Annotated in this window: 17 protein-coding genes; 14 read left to right on the top strand and 3 right to left on the bottom strand. The window is 40.9% G+C overall.

The features are described from left to right. Positions 1–100: 100 nt before the first annotated feature. The 14 genes from HMPREF2885_RS08570 to HMPREF2885_RS08505 all read left to right on the top strand — a co-directional run bounded on the left by HMPREF2885_RS08570 (position 101) and on the right by HMPREF2885_RS08505 (position 14,251). A complete protein-coding gene (locus tag HMPREF2885_RS08570; protein WP_000423952.1) occupies positions 101–1,840 on the top strand; it encodes a glycoside hydrolase family 13 protein in 1,740 nt (579 codons plus the stop codon). A 156-nt stretch (positions 1,841–1,996) separates the two neighbouring features. After that, on the top strand, positions 1,997–2,872 hold the full coding sequence (locus HMPREF2885_RS08565; RefSeq protein WP_070657824.1) for a DUF4300 family protein: 876 nt from the start codon (positions 1,997–1,999) through the stop codon (positions 2,870–2,872). A 21-nt stretch (positions 2,873–2,893) separates the two neighbouring features. Continuing rightward, entirely contained in the window at positions 2,894–3,076 is a 183-nt protein-coding gene (locus HMPREF2885_RS08560; protein WP_000451082.1) for a hypothetical protein, read from the top strand. Positions 3,077–3,144: 68 nt separating this feature from the next. After that, on the top strand, positions 3,145–3,651 hold the full coding sequence (locus tag HMPREF2885_RS08555) for a YfbM family protein (RefSeq protein ID WP_000525332.1): 507 nt from the start codon (positions 3,145–3,147) through the stop codon (positions 3,649–3,651). Positions 3,652–3,828: 177 nt separating this feature from the next. Continuing rightward, positions 3,829–4,383 carry a hypothetical protein gene (locus tag HMPREF2885_RS08550; RefSeq protein WP_000532578.1) on the top strand — a complete coding sequence of 185 codons (555 nt, stop codon included), beginning with the start codon at positions 3,829–3,831 and terminating at the stop codon, positions 4,381–4,383. A gap of 631 nt (positions 4,384–5,014) precedes the next feature. Further along, positions 5,015–6,475, top strand: a complete 1,461-nt coding sequence (locus HMPREF2885_RS08545; protein ID WP_049549884.1) for an aminotransferase class I/II-fold pyridoxal phosphate-dependent enzyme — start codon at positions 5,015–5,017, stop codon at positions 6,473–6,475. Continuing rightward, complete coding sequence (gene speE / locus HMPREF2885_RS08540) at positions 6,476–7,336, top strand: polyamine aminopropyltransferase (protein ID WP_000366713.1); 861 nt, start codon at positions 6,476–6,478, stop codon at positions 7,334–7,336. Further along, entirely contained in the window at positions 7,333–8,592 is a 1,260-nt protein-coding gene (locus HMPREF2885_RS08535) for a saccharopine dehydrogenase family protein (protein WP_000088759.1), read from the top strand. Before speE ends, HMPREF2885_RS08535 begins: the two co-directional genes overlap by 4 nt. Then, complete coding sequence (gene nspC, locus HMPREF2885_RS08530; RefSeq protein ID WP_000764357.1) at positions 8,592–9,719, top strand: carboxynorspermidine decarboxylase; 1,128 nt, start codon at positions 8,592–8,594, stop codon at positions 9,717–9,719. The genes HMPREF2885_RS08535 and nspC overlap by 1 nt, the downstream gene beginning before the upstream one ends. Then, a complete protein-coding gene (gene aguA / locus HMPREF2885_RS08525) occupies positions 9,716–10,801 on the top strand; it encodes an agmatine deiminase (RefSeq protein WP_070657821.1) in 1,086 nt (361 codons plus the stop codon). The genes nspC and aguA overlap by 4 nt, the downstream gene beginning before the upstream one ends. Before the next feature lie 9 nt (positions 10,802–10,810). Continuing rightward, positions 10,811–11,686 (top strand): N-carbamoylputrescine amidase, encoded by an 876-nt coding sequence (gene aguB / locus HMPREF2885_RS08520; RefSeq protein WP_001246712.1) that lies wholly within the window; start codon positions 10,811–10,813, stop codon positions 11,684–11,686. 144 nt (positions 11,687–11,830) lie between these two features. Beyond that, a complete protein-coding gene (locus tag HMPREF2885_RS08515; RefSeq protein ID WP_070567351.1) occupies positions 11,831–12,568 on the top strand; it encodes a TraX family protein in 738 nt (245 codons plus the stop codon). Positions 12,569–12,674: 106 nt separating this feature from the next. Further along, positions 12,675–13,373: a response regulator transcription factor gene (locus HMPREF2885_RS08510; RefSeq protein WP_070567353.1), complete on the top strand. Its 699-nt coding sequence runs from the start codon at positions 12,675–12,677 to the stop codon at positions 13,371–13,373. Continuing rightward, positions 13,373–14,251, top strand: a complete 879-nt coding sequence (locus HMPREF2885_RS08505; RefSeq protein WP_000639366.1) for a sensor histidine kinase — start codon at positions 13,373–13,375, stop codon at positions 14,249–14,251. Before HMPREF2885_RS08510 ends, HMPREF2885_RS08505 begins: the two co-directional genes overlap by 1 nt. A 38-nt stretch (positions 14,252–14,289) precedes the next feature. Here the strand turns inward: HMPREF2885_RS08505 and HMPREF2885_RS08500 are convergent, their stop codons facing one another. The 3 genes from HMPREF2885_RS08500 to HMPREF2885_RS08490 form a co-directional block, all read right to left on the bottom strand. Then, positions 14,290–15,042: an ABC transporter permease gene (locus tag HMPREF2885_RS08500; protein ID WP_000581970.1), complete on the bottom strand. Its 753-nt coding sequence runs from the start codon at positions 15,040–15,042 to the stop codon at positions 14,290–14,292. 10 nt (positions 15,043–15,052) lie between these two features. Further along, positions 15,053–15,961 carry an ATP-binding cassette domain-containing protein gene (locus tag HMPREF2885_RS08495; RefSeq protein WP_000859671.1) on the bottom strand — a complete coding sequence of 303 codons (909 nt, stop codon included), beginning with the start codon at positions 15,959–15,961 and terminating at the stop codon, positions 15,053–15,055. 143 nt (positions 15,962–16,104) lie between these two features. After that, positions 16,105–16,914: a Cof-type HAD-IIB family hydrolase gene (locus HMPREF2885_RS08490; RefSeq protein WP_070657820.1), complete on the bottom strand. Its 810-nt coding sequence runs from the start codon at positions 16,912–16,914 to the stop codon at positions 16,105–16,107. Positions 16,915–17,036 lie beyond the last annotated feature (122 nt).

The following is a 17,036-nucleotide window of genomic DNA, read 5'->3' as shown; positions in this document are numbered from 1 at the left end:
ACAAGTCTTGAAAATAAAATTTTAAAGTAGTATACTAGAATCACAATAATGAAAACGTTTGCGCAGCAAGATGAATAAAAGTAAACTAGGAGACAGAACAATGGAATTAACAGCCATTTACCATAGACCAGAGTCAGAGTATGCGTACCTTTATAAGGATAAGACAATGCACATTCGTATCCGAACCAAGAAAGATGATATAGAAAGCATCAACTTGCATTATGGAGACACTTTTATCTTTTTAGAGGACCATTATGAAGCAATCAAGGAGATGGTCAAAGTAACTTCTGATGTCTTATTTGATTACTGGCAAGCGGAAGTTTCAGTTGGCTATGCACGACTCCAGTATCTCTTTGAACTCAAGGATAAGCAGGGTCAGAGTATTTTGTATGGCGATAAGGGATGTGTTGAAAATACGCTAGAAAACCTTCATTATGAAGGAAATGGCTTTAAAATTCCGTATATCCATGAGATTGATGCTTGCCATGTTCCTGACTGGGTAGCAGAGATGGTATGGTACCAGATTTTCCCAGAACGCTTTGCTAATGGCAATCCTGAGATTTCACCTGAAGGTGCGCTAGCTTGGGATTCCTTTATCAAGCCAAAGACGAGCGATTTCTTTGGTGGTGATTTACAGGGCATTATTGACCATCTGGATTACTTGCAAGACTTAGGGATTACAGGTCTTTATCTCTGTCCGATTTTTGAATCCCCAAGCAATCACAAGTATAATACGACGGATTATTTCGAAATAGATCATCATTTTGGAGATAAGAAAATTTTTCGTAAACTGGTGGAGGAGGCCCATCAGAGAGGGATGAAAATCATGCTGGACGCTGTTTTCAATCATATCGGGGATCAGTCTCTGCAGTGGCAGGATGTTCTCAAGCATGGTGGAAAGTCGGAATATAAAGACTGGTTCCATGTTCAAGAGTTCCCAGTAACCAAAGATAAGCTGGGGAATCCAAGAAAGCTCCCTTATCATACCTTTGCCTTTGCCAGCTATATGCCCAAGCTCAATACGGCAAATCCTCAAGTAAGGGACTATTTACTAAGCGTTGCGACCTACTGGATTGAAGAGTTTGATATCGATGCTTGGCGCTTGGATGTGGCTAATGAAGTGGACCACCAATTTTGGCGAGATTTCCGGAAGGCTGTCCTGGCTAAAAAGCCTGACCTTTATATTCTTGGAGAAGTCTGGCATACTTCACAGCCTTGGCTAAATGGCGATGAATTCCACGCAGTCATGAATTATCCTCTCTCCGACAGCATCAAGGATTATTTCTTGCGAGGGACTAAGAAGTCACCTCAATTCATCGATGAGATCAATAGCCAATCAATGTACTATAGACAACAGATTTCGGAAGTGATGTTCAATCTTTTGGATTCGCACGATACGGAGCGGATTTTGGCTACTGCCAAGGGAGATGCCCAACTGGTTAAGTCTGCCCTAGCTTACCTCTTTCTACAAAGAGGGACACCGTGTTTCTACTATGGAACAGAGTTGGGGTTAGGTGGAGGGCCAGATCCAGATTGTCGTCGTGTCATGCCTTGGGAACGTGTTTCCGACAGTAATGACATGCTTAATTTTATGAAGAAGTTGATTCAGCTTCGTAAGGAGGTTTCAGGCATTATCCAACATGGCACCTATAGCCTAAAAGAAATTAAGCCGGACGTGCTAGCTCTTGAATGGGATTATGATGGACAAAAGGTCCAAGCTATTTTTAACCAATCAAGTGAAAACTATCTTGTAGACCGTGATTCTGTAGTGCTAGCCAGTCATTGCCAAGAATTGGGACTGCAACTGGCGATTTTGCCTAAAGGTTTCGTCATTCAATAAAAAATAGGATTAAAAAGGCTGTAATGAATGGGTGATTCGTGCGGTCTTTTTTTGACTTATGTAGTATAATATAGCTAAGTCAACGATTACTAGCTGAATGATTAGTGAATGGTGTTTAAAATGAAAAAGAGACTTGTAGTCTAGAAGGAGAATTGCATGAAACGAACGAGAAAAGTAGTAGCCTTGGGACTGTGTTTGCCCTTATTTCTTGGCTTGGCTGCTTGTCAGCAAAATAATACGAGCACTGAAGCTGCAAATCAGACACAGACCAGTTCAGATAAAGTTCCTTGGACGGCTTCATATTCCAATCTAAACGGTCAAGTCAGTACCGAAGAGGTCAAATCTCTCTTATCAGCTCACTTGGACCCAAATAGTGTTGATGCATTTTTCAATCTTGTCACCGCCTATAATGCGACAGTCGGCTCTACTGGCTTAAGTGATGATTTTGCCTCCTTTACGAAGACAGAATACGACGTAGAGAAAATCAGCAATCTTTGGAATCAAAAAAAGGGTGACTTTGTCGGAACCAACTGCCGTATCAATAGCTATGCGCTCTTGAAAAATTCAGTCACGATCCCAAAACTTGAAAAGAATGATCAGCTTCTTTTCGTGGATAACGATGCTATCGATAAGGGAAAGGTGTTTGATGCAAAAGATAAGGAAGAGTTTGATATTCTATTTTCTAGGGTAGCGACGGAAGCAACGATGGATGTAAAAGTTCATGCGCAGAAGATGGAGAAATTCTTCTCACAGTTTCAATTCAATGATAAAGCTCGAATGTTGTCTGTTGTGTTGCATGATAATTTGGATGGAGAGTATCTTTTTGTTGGGCACGTAGGTGTTTTAGTGCCAGCTGAGGAGGGTTTCTTATTTGTAGAGAAACTGACTTTTGAAGAGCCTTATCAAGCAATTAAGTTTGAGAGCAAGGAAGATTGTTACAAGTATTTAGCTACAAAGTATGCGGATTATACAGGTGATGGACTGGCCAAACCTTTCATTATGGATAATGAAAAGTGGGTTGAAGGATATTAAGCTAGGCAAGGGAGAAGTAGTATGGAGACAGTAGTAGCACTTTTAGTTGTCATTCTTATCGGATTCTGGGCTGTAAACATTCTCAAGCCTCGTAAGGCAAATCAAAAAGAAAGATTTTTAGGCTATATGCAGCGCTATGATATAGAAGGTGAGGGTTATCAGTCAGAAGTCTGGGAAGTGACGGAAGATGAGAATGAGAAATAAGGAGGAGAGTCCAAAAACAGTAGATATCTTGCCTTTTTCAAGAAAGGGGACCAATAGGAGGAAACATTATGGGAATGATTGCTAATTATCAATATCTGTCTGACAATGAATTAAGCCAAATAAAGCGGTATTCTCGTCAGGAAGAGGAATTGCTTGACTTGGTAGAGGATTATCCTGAGGGAAATGATACGTTGATAGATATTGACAAAATGTGGGATGCCTTGCTCTTTGTTATGACAGGTTTTAATAGTTCAGAATTTATGGATGACGACCCCTTGAGAGAAGCTGTCTTGGGAGTGACTCCTTTAGAAAATGTATCGGAGTATATAGCCTATACTGAACACTCAAAGATAACTGAAATTGTCCAAGCTTTAGAGAATTTTGATATGGATAAGGCTCTGGCTGACTTTAGCATGGAAGCATGCAAGAAGGCAGATTTGTATCCCGATATTTGGGATTATCTTGATGAAGAGGAAGAAATCAAGGATGATATTCGAACCTGTTTTGTAAAAATGAAAAACTTTTATAAGAAAATCTTAACTCTCAAAGGAAATGTCTTAGTGACTATTTGTTAACTACTTTTACCACTGTTAGTCAGGTGCCTGATGAATGCACATCTAGAAAATCGTACACCTGATGATTTGTCTGGTGAAGGAAATATTCCAAAGTATAGTTGGACGGAATAGGTAGAAATTGGTTATAGAATTTGTAAGCATAATAGATTTTAAACTTTAAGATGGAGGACTAAAGAGATGGGAAGAATTGAATGGGAAAATGCCAAGACACGTTTAGATGCCTTGCTTGTCATTGATGAGTATCGAACAGATCCAAATGAGACCTGGCTTCGATTGATCGTTAAGACTGAGGGAAGCTATGGGGTTCGTTACCTTATCGACAATGGTTCTGGTGATTCTCTAGATGTGATGTTCACTGATAAAATGATCCTTATAAAGGGCTTTGATCATGAAAGCAGTTTGAGTCAATTTGCTGCGGATGAGTGGAATCAAGACATCATAGACGGATTTTATAAAGGACTGGATGTAAAGTATCAAAACCTATATTCAGAAGAGCAAAAAGATGAAACAACTTTCTTTATCTGGTATGACGGTCAAGAGCATCAAAATACCTACCAAGAGCAGGACGGTGGCGAATGGTTGTTATCCTATTTCTTTGACAGTTTTGAGAAATTTCATGAGTTTGTGACGGATTACTATTCAATTACTGTAGATGAGGATTTACTTAGAAAACTTTACAATCAAGGACAGCTTTCAGAAGTAGAATTGGAGCAGTTGATTCGCACTTCCTAGCTAGAAATGTGTATAAAATCTGATGAAAAGAACTGATTTTCAATATCAAGTTATACTTTAAGATTATTGAAGCAGCTAATGGTTGTAGTTTCTTTTTTCTTATGTCTATAACGCTTTAAAGCGATTTCTTTTTATTGTTGAATAATATTTTGCGAACAAAAAAAGAAATTCTTTAAAAAAGTTTCACAAAATCCTTTACAAGCTCTTGTAAACATGATATAGTTATAAGGCTTAGAAAATGAGAAGATGTTTTCTAGCAAATATAAACCCGAGTAAAAAATGCCTACGGACAGGCAGGGTTGAATGCCGAAGCGTGGTTGAAAAGCCACATTATTGATAGGGTTAAAAGCCTACTTTTATAAGTTGATGTTAGGACACTTGTCCTAATTCATAAATTTTAGTGTGGTGAAAGCACACGTCATCTTGTGAAACGATCAATAAAGTACGTAATATTTGCTACTAGAGAGTTAGGAAACATCGGGAACAGACATACTCAACAGAAACCAAAATAAACACGTCAGAAGATTGCAGAGCAGGTGAAAACCTGCTCTTTTTTCATAAGTCAACCTTAGTCAACCTTTAGTCACCTTTATCTTCTTGAGGTGCTAAAAATATGGTAAAGGAGTATGTCTTGAAGAAGTTAGATCAAAACCAAGCCCCAATTTACGAGGCCTTGGTCAAGCTACGCAAGAAAAGGATTGTTCCCTTTGATGTGCCAGGTCACAAGCGTGGACGAGGAAATCCAGAACTTGTCGAACTGTTAGGGGAAAAATGTGTTGGTATTGATGTCAATTCGATGAAACCCTTGGATAATCTAGGCCATCCCATTTCGATTATTCGGGATGCAGAGGAGTTGGCAGCAGATGCTTTTGGAGCAGCCCACGCCTTTCTCATGATTGGGGGAACAACCTCATCAGTTCAGACCATGATTCTTTCGACCTGTAAGGCAGGAGATAAGATTATTCTGCCACGAAATGTCCACAAATCTGCTATCAATGCGCTGGTTCTATGTGGTGCCATTCCCATCTATATCGAGATGAGTGTAGATCCTAAAATTGGCATTGCTTTAGGTCTTGAAAATGAACGGGTGGCCCAGGCCATTAAGGAACATCCAGATGCTAAAGCTATCCTAATCAACAATCCTACTTACTATGGAATTTGTTCGGACCTCAAGGGTTTAACGGAAATGGCCCATGAAGCGGGCATGCTGGTTTTAGTGGATGAAGCCCATGGAGCGCATTTGCATTTTACAGACAAATTGCCATTGTCAGCTATGGATGCTGGAGCTGATATTGCGGCGGTCTCTATGCATAAGTCTGGTGGGAGTTTGACTCAGAGCTCCATTTTACTTCTTGGGGAGCAGATGAATCCTGAGTACGTTCGTCAGATCATCAACCTGACCCAATCAACATCTGCCTCTTACCTACTTATGTCTAGTTTGGATATTTCTCGACGAAACTTAGCTCTTCGTGGTAAAGAGTCTTTTGAAAAAGTCATTGAGCTCTCCGAGTACGCTCGTCGTGAAATCAATGCTATCGGTGGTTACTATGCCTACTCAAAAGAATTGATAGACGGTGTGTCAGTCTGTGATTTTGACGTGACCAAGCTGTCAGTGTACACTCAGGGGATTGGGTTAACAGGTATCGAGGTTTATGACCTCCTACGAGACGAATACGATATTCAGATCGAGTTTGGGGATATTGGCAATATATTGGCCTATATTTCAATTGGTGACCGCATCCAAGACATTGAGCGTCTGGTTGGTGCTTTAGCTGATATTAAGAGACTTTACTCACGAGATGGAAAGGACTTGATAGCTGGAGAATATATTCAACCCGAGTTGGTCCTGTCTCCTCAGGAAGCCTTTTATTCAGAGAGAAGAAGTTTAACATTGGATGAATCCGTTGGACAGGTCTGTGGGGAATTTGTCATGTGTTATCCTCCAGGAATTCCAATCCTAGCTCCAGGTGAACGCATTACACTAGAAATTGTAGACTATATCCAATTTGCCAAGGAACGTGGTTGCTCCCTCCAAGGGACGGAAGATCCAGAGGTCAATCATATCAACGTCATTAAGAGAAAGGAGAACTAGATGGATTTATGGTTTTCTGAAGTTCATACTCCAGATGTGAAATTGTCCCTGAGAACAGCCAAGCAACTCTACGCTGGTAAGAGTGAATGGCAGGATATCGAAGTATTAGATACGCCAGCTTTTGGGAAAATACTGATTTTAAATGGGCACGTCTTGTTTTCAGATGCGGATGATTTTGTCTACAATGAAATGACCGTCCACGTACCCATGGCTGTCCATCCTAATCCTAAGAAAGTATTGGTTATTGGGGGTGGCGACGGCGGTGTTGCCCAAGTTTTGACACTGTATCCAGAATTGGAACAAATCGATATCGTTGAACCAGATGAAATGCTGGTTGAGGTTTGTCGTGAATATTTCCCAGATTTTGCTGCTGGATTAGATGACCCTCGTGTTACCATTTACTATCAAAATGGACTGAGATTTTTACGAAACTGTGAGGATGATTACGATATCATTATCAACGATGCGACAGATCCATTTGGACATACGGAAGGGCTCTTTACTAAGGAATTTTACGGAAACAGTTACAGAGCCTTGAAAGAGGACGGAATCATGATCTATCAGCATGGGAGTCCCTTCTTTGACGAGGATGAGTCAGCTTGCCGAAGCATGCACCGCAAGGTCAATCAAGCCTTTCCAATCAGTCGGGTCTATCAGGCGCATATCCCAACCAGTCCAGCTGGCTATTGGTTGTTTGGATTTGCATCGAAAAAATACCATCCTGTCAAAGATTTTGACAAGGAAGGCTGGAAAAAACGCCAGCTTTTCACAGAATACTACACTGCAAACTTACACGTGGGAGCCTTTATGTTGCCCAAGTATGTTGAGGACATTTTAGAAGAAGAGGAAGGGAAAAAATGAGTCGTTTATTAGTTATTGGATGTGGGGGCGTTGCCCAAGTTGCTATTTCAAAGATTTGCCAAGATAGCGAAACCTTTACAGAGATTATGATTGCTAGCCGTACCAAGTCAAAATGTGATGACTTGAAGGCTAAACTGGAAGGTAAAACAAGTACAAAGATTGAGACAGCTGCCCTTGACGCTGACAAGGTTGAAGAAGTGATTGCCTTAATTGATAGCTACAAACCAGAAGCTGTTTTGAACGTAGCTTTACCATATCAAGATTTAACCATTATGGATGCTTGCTTGGCAACAGGTATCCACTATATCGATACCGCCAACTATGAGGCTGAGGACACAGAAGACCCAGAATGGCGTGCCATTTATGAGAAACGTTGTGAGGAACTAGGTTTTACAGCCTATTTTGACTACTCATGGCAGTGGGCTTATCAGGAGAAATTCAAAGAAGCAGGCTTGACAGCTCTTCTTGGATCTGGATTTGACCCAGGTGTGACCAGCGTCTTTTCTGCCTACGCCCTTAAACACTATTTTGATGAAATCCACTATATCGACATTTTAGACTGTAATGGTGGTGACCACGGTTATCCATTTGCAACAAACTTTAACCCAGAAATCAACCTCCGCGAGGTTTCTGCGCCAGGTTCTTACTGGGAAGATGGAAAATGGGTCGAAGTCGAAGCCATGTCAATCAAGCGTGAGTACGATTTCCCTCAGGTTGGACAAAAAGACATGTATCTCCTTCACCATGAAGAAATCGAATCATTGGCCAAAAACATTCCAGGTGTTAAACGGATTCGTTTCTTTATGACTTTTGGCCAATCTTATCTAACGCACATGAAATGCTTGGAAAACGTTGGTCTCCTTCGTACGGATGCTATTAACTTTAATGGACAGGACATTGTACCGATTCAATTCTTAAAAGCCTTGCTTCCTGATCCAGCCAGCCTTGGCCCACGTACAGTTGGAAAAACCAATATCGGCTGTATCTTTACAGGTGTCAAAGACGGTGTTGAAAAGACTATCTATATCTACAATGTTTGCGACCATCAGGAATGTTACGCAGAAGTTGGTTCACAAGCAATTTCTTACACAACAGGCGTTCCAGCCATGATTGGGACCAAATTAGTGATGAACGGAACTTGGAAACAACCTGGAGTTTACAACCTTGAAGAGTTGGATCCAGATCCATTCATGGAAGCTTTGAATGAGTACGGATTGCCTTGGGTTGTGGTAGAAAATCCGCAAATGGTGGACTAATGAAGTTAGAACAAGTACCCACACCAGCTTACGTCATTGATTTGGCCAAGTTAGAAGCAAACTGTCGCATTCTACAATATGTTCAGGAAGAAGCGGGCTGCAAGGTTTTACTGGCCCAGAAGGCTTATTCTCTCTACAAAACCTATCCCTTGATTAGCCAGTACCTATCTGGTACGACGGCTAGTGGTCTCTATGAGGCTAAGCTAGCTAGAGAAGAGTTTCCGGGGGAAGTCCATGTATTTGCACCTGCTTTCAAGGATGCAGACTTGGAGGAATTGCTGGAGATAACGGACCATATCGTCTTTAACTCAGAGAGACAGTTGCGTAAACATGGTCCTCGTTGCCGAGAGGCTGGTATCAGTGTCGGTTTGCGCCTCAACCCTCAATGTTCTACCCAAGGTGATCACGCGCTCTATGATCCTTGTGTACCTGGATCCCGTTTTGGAGTCACTATAGACAAGATTCCTAGTGATTTGCTGGACTTGGTGGATGGTCTTCATTTTCATACCCTTTGCGAGCAGGGGGCAGATGATTTAGAGACAACCTTGAAAGCAGTCGAAGCGCAGTTTGGTCCTTATTTACATGAGGTCAAATGGCTCAATATGGGTGGTGGACACCACATCACTAGAGAAGACTATGATGTGGATTTGCTAATTTCTGAAATCAAGCGTATCCAAGAAACTTACAATCTTGAAGTCTATATCGAGCCGGGAGAAGCTATTGCTCTCAATGCGGGTTATCTAGCAACTGAAGTATTGGACATTGTCGAAAACGGTATGGATATTTTGGTTTTAGATGCCTCCGCGACCTGCCATATGCCTGATGTACTTGAAATGCCCTATCGTCCACCTTTGAGAAATGGATTTGAACCGCAGGAAAAAGCCCATACCTATAGACTTTCTTCCAATACCTGTCTGACGGGTGATGTGATTGGCGATTATAGCTTTGAAAATCCAATCCAAATCGGTGATAGACTTTATTTTGAAGATATGGCTATTTACTCCTTTGTCAAAAATAATACCTTTAACGGTATTGGCTTGCCAAGTCTCTATCTTATGAACGAGCAGGGGGACTGCAGCTTAGTCAAAGCCTTCGACTATCAAGACTTTAAAGGGAGATTATCATGATAGAAACTCCAAAAAAATTAGGCTTTCGTATGCCAGCAGAATATGAACCCCATCATGGTACCCTCATGATCTGGCCGACTCGACCAGGTTCGTGGCCCTTTCAAGGAAAGGCTGCCAAAAGAGCATTTAGCCAAATTATAAAAAACATAGCCCAAGGGGAAAGAGTCTATCTCTTGGTGGATCAGGCTCATCTATCTGAAGCCCAATCCTATCTAGGAGACAAGGTCGTTTATTTAGATATTCCGACAAATGATGCCTGGGCGCGTGATACGGGGCCGACTATTCTTGTCAATGATAAAAGAGAAAGATTGGCAGTCGATTGGTCTTTTAATGCCTGGGGTGGTGCTGTCGATGGTCTTTATCAAGATTATGAAGAGGATAACCAAGTAGCCAGTCGTTTTGCAGAAGTTTTAGAGATACCTGTTTATGATGCCAAACCTTTTGTACTGGAAGGCGGCGCGATCCATAGCGATGGTCAAGGGACCATTCTTGTGACTGAAAGCTGCTTACTCAGTCCTGGACGCAATCCCCACCTGTCTAAAGAGCAAATTGAAAACACCTTATTAGAGAGCCTTGGCGCTGAAAAAGTTATTTGGCTTCCTTATGGTATTTATCAGGACGAAACCAATGAACACGTTGACAATGTTGCAGCCTTTGTTGGTCCTGCAGAACTTGTTTTAGCTTGGACAGACGACAAAAGCGATCCTCAGTATGCCGTGTCTGCAGCTGATCTTGTGCTTTTAGAAAAAGAAACAGATGCAAAAGGGCGTACCTTCACCATTCATAAATTGCCAATCCCAGCGCTTCATCAAGTTGTAACCGAAGAGGATTTGTCAGGCTACATCTATGAAGAAGGGGAAGAAGAGCGTTATGCAGGTGAACGTCTTGCAGCTTCCTATGTCAATTTCTATATTGCAAACAAGTCTGTCTTAGTGCCCCAGTTTGAGGATGTAAACGACCAAGTGGCCCTAGATATCCTCAGCAAGTGTTTCCCAGACCGTAAGGTCGTAGGAATTCCAGCCAGAGATATTCTCTTAGGTGGTGGCAATATTCACTGTATCACCCAACAAATCCCAGAATAGGAGAAAAAGATGAGAAATGTAAAAGTTGCAGCGATCCAGATGCAATGCGCCAAGGATGTGGCGACAAATATCCAAACAGCGGAACGTCTAGTACGTCAAGCTGCAGAACAAGGCGCACAAATTATTCTCTTGCCCGAGTTGTTTGAACGTCCCTATTTCTGTCAGGAACGCCAGTATGACTACTACCAGCATGCTCAGTCGGTGACAGAAAATACAGCCATTCAGCATTTTAAAACCATTGCCAAGGAGCTAAAGGTCGTTTTACCCATCAGTTTCTACGAGAAAGATGGCAATGTCTTGTATAACTCAATCGCCGTCATTGATGCTGATGGAGAAGTGCTGGGCGTTTATCGGAAGACCCACATACCAGATGATCATTATTATCAAGAAAAATTTTACTTTACGCCTGGTAACACTGGTTTCAAGGTCTGGGATACTCGCTATGCTAAGATTGGGATTGGCATCTGTTGGGATCAATGGTTTCCTGAAACGGCGCGCTGTCTTGCGTTGAATGGGGCAGAATTGCTCTTTTACCCAACCGCTATCGGTTCAGAGCCTATCTTAGATACGGATAGTTGCGGTCACTGGCAACGTACCATGCAAGGGCACGCAGCAGCAAATATTGTCCCAGTCATTGCAGCCAATCGTTACGGTTTGGAAGAAGTCACTCCTAGTGAGGAAAATGGCGGACAGAGTTCTAGTCTTGACTTCTACGGTTCCTCCTTTATGACGGATGAAACAGGAGCTATTCTAGAGAGAGCTGAAAGACAAGGAGAAGCTGTTCTGTTAGCAACTTATGACCTTGATAAGGGAGCAAGCGAGCGCCTAAATTGGGGACTGTTTCGTGATAGAAGACCCGAAATGTACCAACGAATTACGGACTAGAAGGTAAATTTCATAATAAACATTTAATATTCATGCCTGTCTTACAAAAATGTAAGATAGGCTTTTTAAATGTAAGATAGGTGTACGATTATACGCGGAAATGTATGCTATACTCTATGTAGATAAAAAAGAAAGAGGTTTATTATGAAAAAATGGAATGCGACACAGTTGAAGTATCTGATGGCGGCAGTAATGGTTCTGGACCATATCCCTCATATCACCGGGATCGTTTCTCCTTTGTGGGAAGGTATCTTTCACGCCTTGACCCGTTGTGTGGGAGTTTGGTTTGCGTATATGGCTATGGAAGGTTTTATCTATACTCGAAACTTGAAAAACTACCTCATCCGTCTCTGGTCTTGGGCGCTGATCATGTTTGCTGGAAATAGCCTTCTCAATACTCTGTTTGCCTCTAAGGGTGTAATGGTTACTAATAATATTTTCTTGACTTTGGCCATCGGTGTTACCATGCTTTGGATTGGTTTTCCCAGAAAAGAGTTGGATAAAAAGGAGAAGTTGTGGCGTCGTATTGGGCTTGCTGGGCTCTTGATTTTCGGGTGTCTTTTTACTGAGGGGGGCATCACCATGCTACCATTTCTCTTGATTAGTTACTCTTGTCGAAATCGCAAGGGCTTGCGAAATCTCCTCTATGCCTTTCTGTGGGCCTTCTTGTTAGTGACTTCCATCCAAATTTACGACACTTGGCACCAAACACTGGAAATGATGCTTTACAATTCTGACTGGCTCTTTATCACCGTCTTTCCTTTTATGGCTTTGTATAATGGACAGCGAGGAAAAGAAACTAGTTGGAGTAAATATTTCTTTTATATTTTCTACCCAGCGCATCTATGGATTATAGCCTTGATTGCTTATTTAGTTAAGTAGATTCAATACTCATTAGCTCCTTCTTGCTTAAAATGTGAGAGGAGCTTTTCTGTATCTGGAATTCCCAACAAAACATGTTATAATAGTTTTAGAAAGGACGAGGTTTATGGCGAGCATACTTGTAATTGAAGATAATAATGAAATCCAGGAAATCTTAAGAACCCTTCTTGCAGAGGAACACGAGGTGATTCAAGCATTTTCTGGGACAGAAGGTATCATGCAATTTGACAAAGGTGGCATTGATCTCGTCTTGCTAGATATCATGCTCCCTGGGAAAAATGGCGACCAAGTCTTGCAAGCTATTCGACAAACTAGTCAGACTCCGGTCATCATGCTTACTGCTTTAGGTGATAAAAAGCTCATCAGCCAATATCTACTAGACGGTGCCAATGATTATGTAGTAAAACCTTTTGATTTGGACGAAGTCTTTGCCAGAGTCACCGTGCAATTACGCCAAAGTGGTGAACATCAGTCAGGAGATCGAAGAGAAATTGATAACTTCGTACAAAACTTTAAAAATATCCAGTTCGATGCGGATAGTTTTGAAATAAGTAACGCAACTGAAACCATTCGCCTTGCAAAGAAAGAGTGTCAGATTCTCCAAATGTTGCTCCAGTACCCTAAAAAGATCTTCACCAAGGAAGAACTCTATGAATTGATTTGGGAAGAAAGTTACCTGCCTGGAGACAATACGCTCAACACCCATCTAAGCAATCTCCGTAAAAAACTGCATCAACTGGATCCAAATCACGAGTACATCGAAACCGTTTGGGGAGTTGGTGTTCGATTAAAAGGAGATAAGTAATGATTTACATTTTGATATCTATATTGCTCCTCATTAACATCATTTTGGCGATTTCTTTGATTCGCTATCATATAGCAATTAGAGATTTAAGCAGACAAATCGAAGAAAAGATTCGCTCTGGTAGCATGAAGAGGATCGGTGTAAATTTCTTTTCAAAGACCATTTTGCGTCTACATAACCAAATTGAGAATCTATTTCAAGAAGTGGAGCAAAACCAGCTAATCATGAAGCGTGAAAAACGCACCCTAGATATGGCAATCAGTAACATTGCTCATGATATTCGGACACCTTTAACAATCGCTTCAGGATACACTCAGCAACTAATAAAACACCCCGATAATAGTTCAGAAACCTTAAATAAAATAGCCCATCATCAGGATTTGGTTTCCAAACGGTTGGAGGCTCTCCTCGAATACCGTCATTTGATGGAAGGCGCAGTCAAACCGAAACTGGAAGAACCTGATTTATCAACTTTTATAACGAAAAAGACTTTAGCTTATTACGACGTTTTTCAATCTTCACATATTGTTCTTGATTTTAACGTTGAACCAGGATTGAAAACGACGACTGATGAGGACTTGCTTGATCGAATTATACAAAACCTCCTTGGAAATGTTCTCAAGCACGGCAAGGAGAAGGCTCGACTTTCCTTGAAAAAGGAAGAAAATAGACTTGTTTTGGAAATTGATAATCTAGTCAAAAAACCTATCAAGAATATAGACAATCTCAGCAATCGTTTTTATTCTGAAAATATGTCAGATACCGAAGAATCCTCTGGTTTAGGTCTCTATATTACTGAGGAATTAGTTCATCTTCTTGGAGCGGATATGAAGCTAGCCACTGATGGAGAATGGTTTTCAGTCTTTATTTATCTTTAACAGAAGAAACCTCCTCTATATCCTAGAGGAGGTCCTTTTTATAAGCTTTTCTTCTTGAAAATAATCAGTCCACTGAAAGAGAAGAAAAGTATGACTGTTACGCAAACCGTGATGGTATAGAGAATAGCTTGACTATTAGTGGTCATAGCATAGGCAAAATCTAGAATTAAATATCTAAGAATTTCAATGTCTGGGAAAACAAGAATTGGAATAGAAAGGACGATAGAGCTAATCAGATAACCAATAAATACGGCAAGATAAGAATGAGTTAGGTAGAGAATAAAGGAGACAATCGAAAGCCAAGCGAGAAGGCATAGAAATTGAAGGGAAATCGTCAAGAGGAGATTAGTAACAAAACCATCAGGTATTGTACCAAGTCCATTTAGTAGAGTCGCGGGAATAAAGGCAATCACAAGACTTGTGATGAGTTGTAAGAGAGCGATACTTGCTAGTACAAAGAATTTAGCAAGGAAAAATTCTGTACGAGAAACACCAACTGTCAAACTATTTTTATAAAGCTTGCCGATTAGATCGACCCCAAGAACTAAACACACTAGAATAATACAGAGGAAAACGAGGTTTGAGCCGTTATTTGACGCGTTGATTAGAGCTTCTATCCCATTCCAACCATGGGTAGGAAGCTCAGGTGGTGCTGCTTGAACTGACATTAGATGCCCTGTAGCGCCAATAGTAGCACCCAGTAACATAAGTACAAAGAGAATGAATTCTGTAATCCAGAATCCTTTGGAGCGGAAAAGACGGTAAAAATCTGCTTGAATGGTATGTATCATGATTTTTCTCCTATTCTACCAATTGGGTGAAGTATTCTTCTAGGTTTTGACGGGCAAAGTAAATCTCATCAATAGCAACATCGGACAAAGTTAGTTGCTTGAGAATCTGTTTAACATCTTGTTCATTACCAAAGATATGGATTTCATTTTCAGGGTTTACAACCTTAAACTGGAGCTGGATTTGTTCTTTCAATACCTGACAAGCTCTTTCTTTATCACTTGTTTTAAGCACAATATAATCCTCACTCAGTGTTTCAAATTCAGCTTTACTGATTTCACGGATAATCTTACCTTGATCCAGAATACCAAAGCGATTAGCTAAGAGATAGAGTTCTGACAAGATATGACTAGAGATGAGTATAGTTATGCCTTTTTCTTGATTGAGTCGCTGGATCATGAGACGAAATTCTTTGATTCCAATCGGATCGAGACCATTAATAGGTTCATCAAGAATCAGGAAGTCGGGTTTTGTTAGGAGGGCAATGGCGATACCAAGTCTTTGTTTCATTCCTAGTGAGAAATCACGAAAGACTTTTTTACCTGTATCTGACAAGCCAACATAGTCCAAGGTCTCCTGAATCACCTTATCAGCATTTGGAATATGACGTATCATACAATAATATTTAAGGTTTTGATAAGCTGTCAAGTGATTGTGAGCTACAGGTGATTCGATAACTGAACCTACTCGAGATAAGGCCTTGGTCCACTCATTTTGTTCTTGGCTAGAGAAGAGGGAAACTGTACCTTTGTCCGCAAACAATAATTGAGTAATTATTTTGATAAGAGTAGTTTTACCTGCTCCGTTTTTTCCAATTAGACCATAAATATCTCCCTCTTTTATGGTTAGACTAAGATCTTGAAGAATAGCTTGGTTAGCAAATTGTTTGGTCAGTCCATGAATTTCGAGTACTGTTTTCATGATTTTCTCCTTTTGATTTATTTTTCTAACTTTAGTATAAGGTATAGAAATCAAAGAAACATCAAGTAATTCTAAAGAGTTTCTAAAGTTTTGTAATTCTTAAAAGAAACAAAACCCAGTTGATATGAACTGGGCTTTTTTTACTATAAAATATACTTCTCAATGGCACGCGCAACGCCGTCTTCTTCGTTGCTGGCTGTAACGTCATTAGCAAGGGATTTGACATGGTCGCTGGCATTTCCCATTGCAATGCCAAGTCCTGCAAACTGAAGCATTTCGATATCGTTATTGGCATCGCCCATGGCCATAATTTCTGAGGGCACGATCTTCAAAATCGCTGCTAGTCGAGAAAGAGCAGTAGCCTTTGTCGTTCCAAGTGGCATGGCTTCATAAATGACAGGCTGTGAACGAACTCCGCTAAATCGTTGGCAGAGTTCCTCAGCAAACCGTTGCTCAAAATCGTCTGTTTGCTCTTTGGTTCCTAAAAACATACCTTGGAACATTCGATATTTGCCACTGGTCGCCTCCTCAAGGGAGATTTCAGTCAGGTCTGAAAAGACTAGCTTGGCATCATTTTGAACGATTTGATTGGGCTTGCCACCGAGGACAAAATAATGTTCCTCATCAAAAAGAGTTAACTGGACGTCGCTTTTTTCAGCTAGGTCATAGAGGTATTCGATGTCAGCTGGACTGAGTTCTTGCCAGTCCACTAGACTCCAGTCACTGGTCTGGTGGGTTGAACAACCGTTATTGACAATAACATACTCATTCTGAAGGTCCAGTCCTAGTTTTTTATAGTAGGGAAGGACACCGAAAAGCGGGCGACCTGTACAGAGAACCAGTTTGACACCTTTTTCAATGGCTTGGTGAATGGCAGTGATGTGGGCTTGCGGGATTTCCTTAGCTTCATTGAGGAGGGTTCCGTCCATATCCAAGGCTAGTAGTTTAATCATAAGACTTCCTTTTCTAGGTGTTTTGCTTTTATTATAGCATATAGACTATGAAATGTCTGACAGAATTGTAACATTTGACTTTCCTTTTCTTGAAAAACAAAATAAATTCATTTATAATATGT

It is taken from the genome of Streptococcus sp. HMSC062H02 (assembly GCF_001813005.1).
Taxonomy (GTDB): Bacteria; Bacillota; Bacilli; order Lactobacillales; family Streptococcaceae; genus Streptococcus; species Streptococcus oralis_S.
Note: the sequence above shows the minus strand (reverse complement) of the source record. Positions and strands in the feature narration are given on the sequence as shown.

What these genes read in the sequence shown, in the direction of transcription:
- HMPREF2885_RS08505 (WP_000639366.1), top strand. Translation starts at nt 13,373, where the DNA reads ATGATTTACATTTTGATATCTATATTGCTCCTCATTAACATCATTTTG.
- HMPREF2885_RS08565 (WP_070657824.1), top strand. Translation starts at nt 1,997, where the DNA reads ATGAAACGAACGAGAAAAGTAGTAGCCTTGGGACTGTGTTTGCCCTTA.
- HMPREF2885_RS08500 (WP_000581970.1), bottom strand. Translation starts at nt 15,042, where the DNA reads ATGATACATACCATTCAAGCAGATTTTTACCGTCTTTTCCGCTCCAAA.
- aguA (WP_070657821.1), top strand. Translation starts at nt 9,716, where the DNA reads ATGATAGAAACTCCAAAAAAATTAGGCTTTCGTATGCCAGCAGAATAT.
- aguB (WP_001246712.1), top strand. Translation starts at nt 10,811, where the DNA reads ATGAGAAATGTAAAAGTTGCAGCGATCCAGATGCAATGCGCCAAGGAT.
- HMPREF2885_RS08535 (WP_000088759.1), top strand. Translation starts at nt 7,333, where the DNA reads ATGAGTCGTTTATTAGTTATTGGATGTGGGGGCGTTGCCCAAGTTGCT.
- HMPREF2885_RS08550 (WP_000532578.1), top strand. Translation starts at nt 3,829, where the DNA reads ATGGGAAGAATTGAATGGGAAAATGCCAAGACACGTTTAGATGCCTTG.
- HMPREF2885_RS08510 (WP_070567353.1), top strand. Translation starts at nt 12,675, where the DNA reads ATGGCGAGCATACTTGTAATTGAAGATAATAATGAAATCCAGGAAATC.
- speE (WP_000366713.1), top strand. Translation starts at nt 6,476, where the DNA reads ATGGATTTATGGTTTTCTGAAGTTCATACTCCAGATGTGAAATTGTCC.
- HMPREF2885_RS08495 (WP_000859671.1), bottom strand. Translation starts at nt 15,961, where the DNA reads ATGAAAACAGTACTCGAAATTCATGGACTGACCAAACAATTTGCTAAC.
- nspC (WP_000764357.1), top strand. Translation starts at nt 8,592, where the DNA reads ATGAAGTTAGAACAAGTACCCACACCAGCTTACGTCATTGATTTGGCC.
- HMPREF2885_RS08570 (WP_000423952.1), top strand. Translation starts at nt 101, where the DNA reads ATGGAATTAACAGCCATTTACCATAGACCAGAGTCAGAGTATGCGTAC.
- HMPREF2885_RS08555 (WP_000525332.1), top strand. Translation starts at nt 3,145, where the DNA reads ATGGGAATGATTGCTAATTATCAATATCTGTCTGACAATGAATTAAGC.
- HMPREF2885_RS08490 (WP_070657820.1), bottom strand. Translation starts at nt 16,914, where the DNA reads ATGATTAAACTACTAGCCTTGGATATGGACGGAACCCTCCTCAATGAA.
- HMPREF2885_RS08560 (WP_000451082.1), top strand. Translation starts at nt 2,894, where the DNA reads ATGGAGACAGTAGTAGCACTTTTAGTTGTCATTCTTATCGGATTCTGG.
- HMPREF2885_RS08515 (WP_070567351.1), top strand. Translation starts at nt 11,831, where the DNA reads ATGAAAAAATGGAATGCGACACAGTTGAAGTATCTGATGGCGGCAGTA.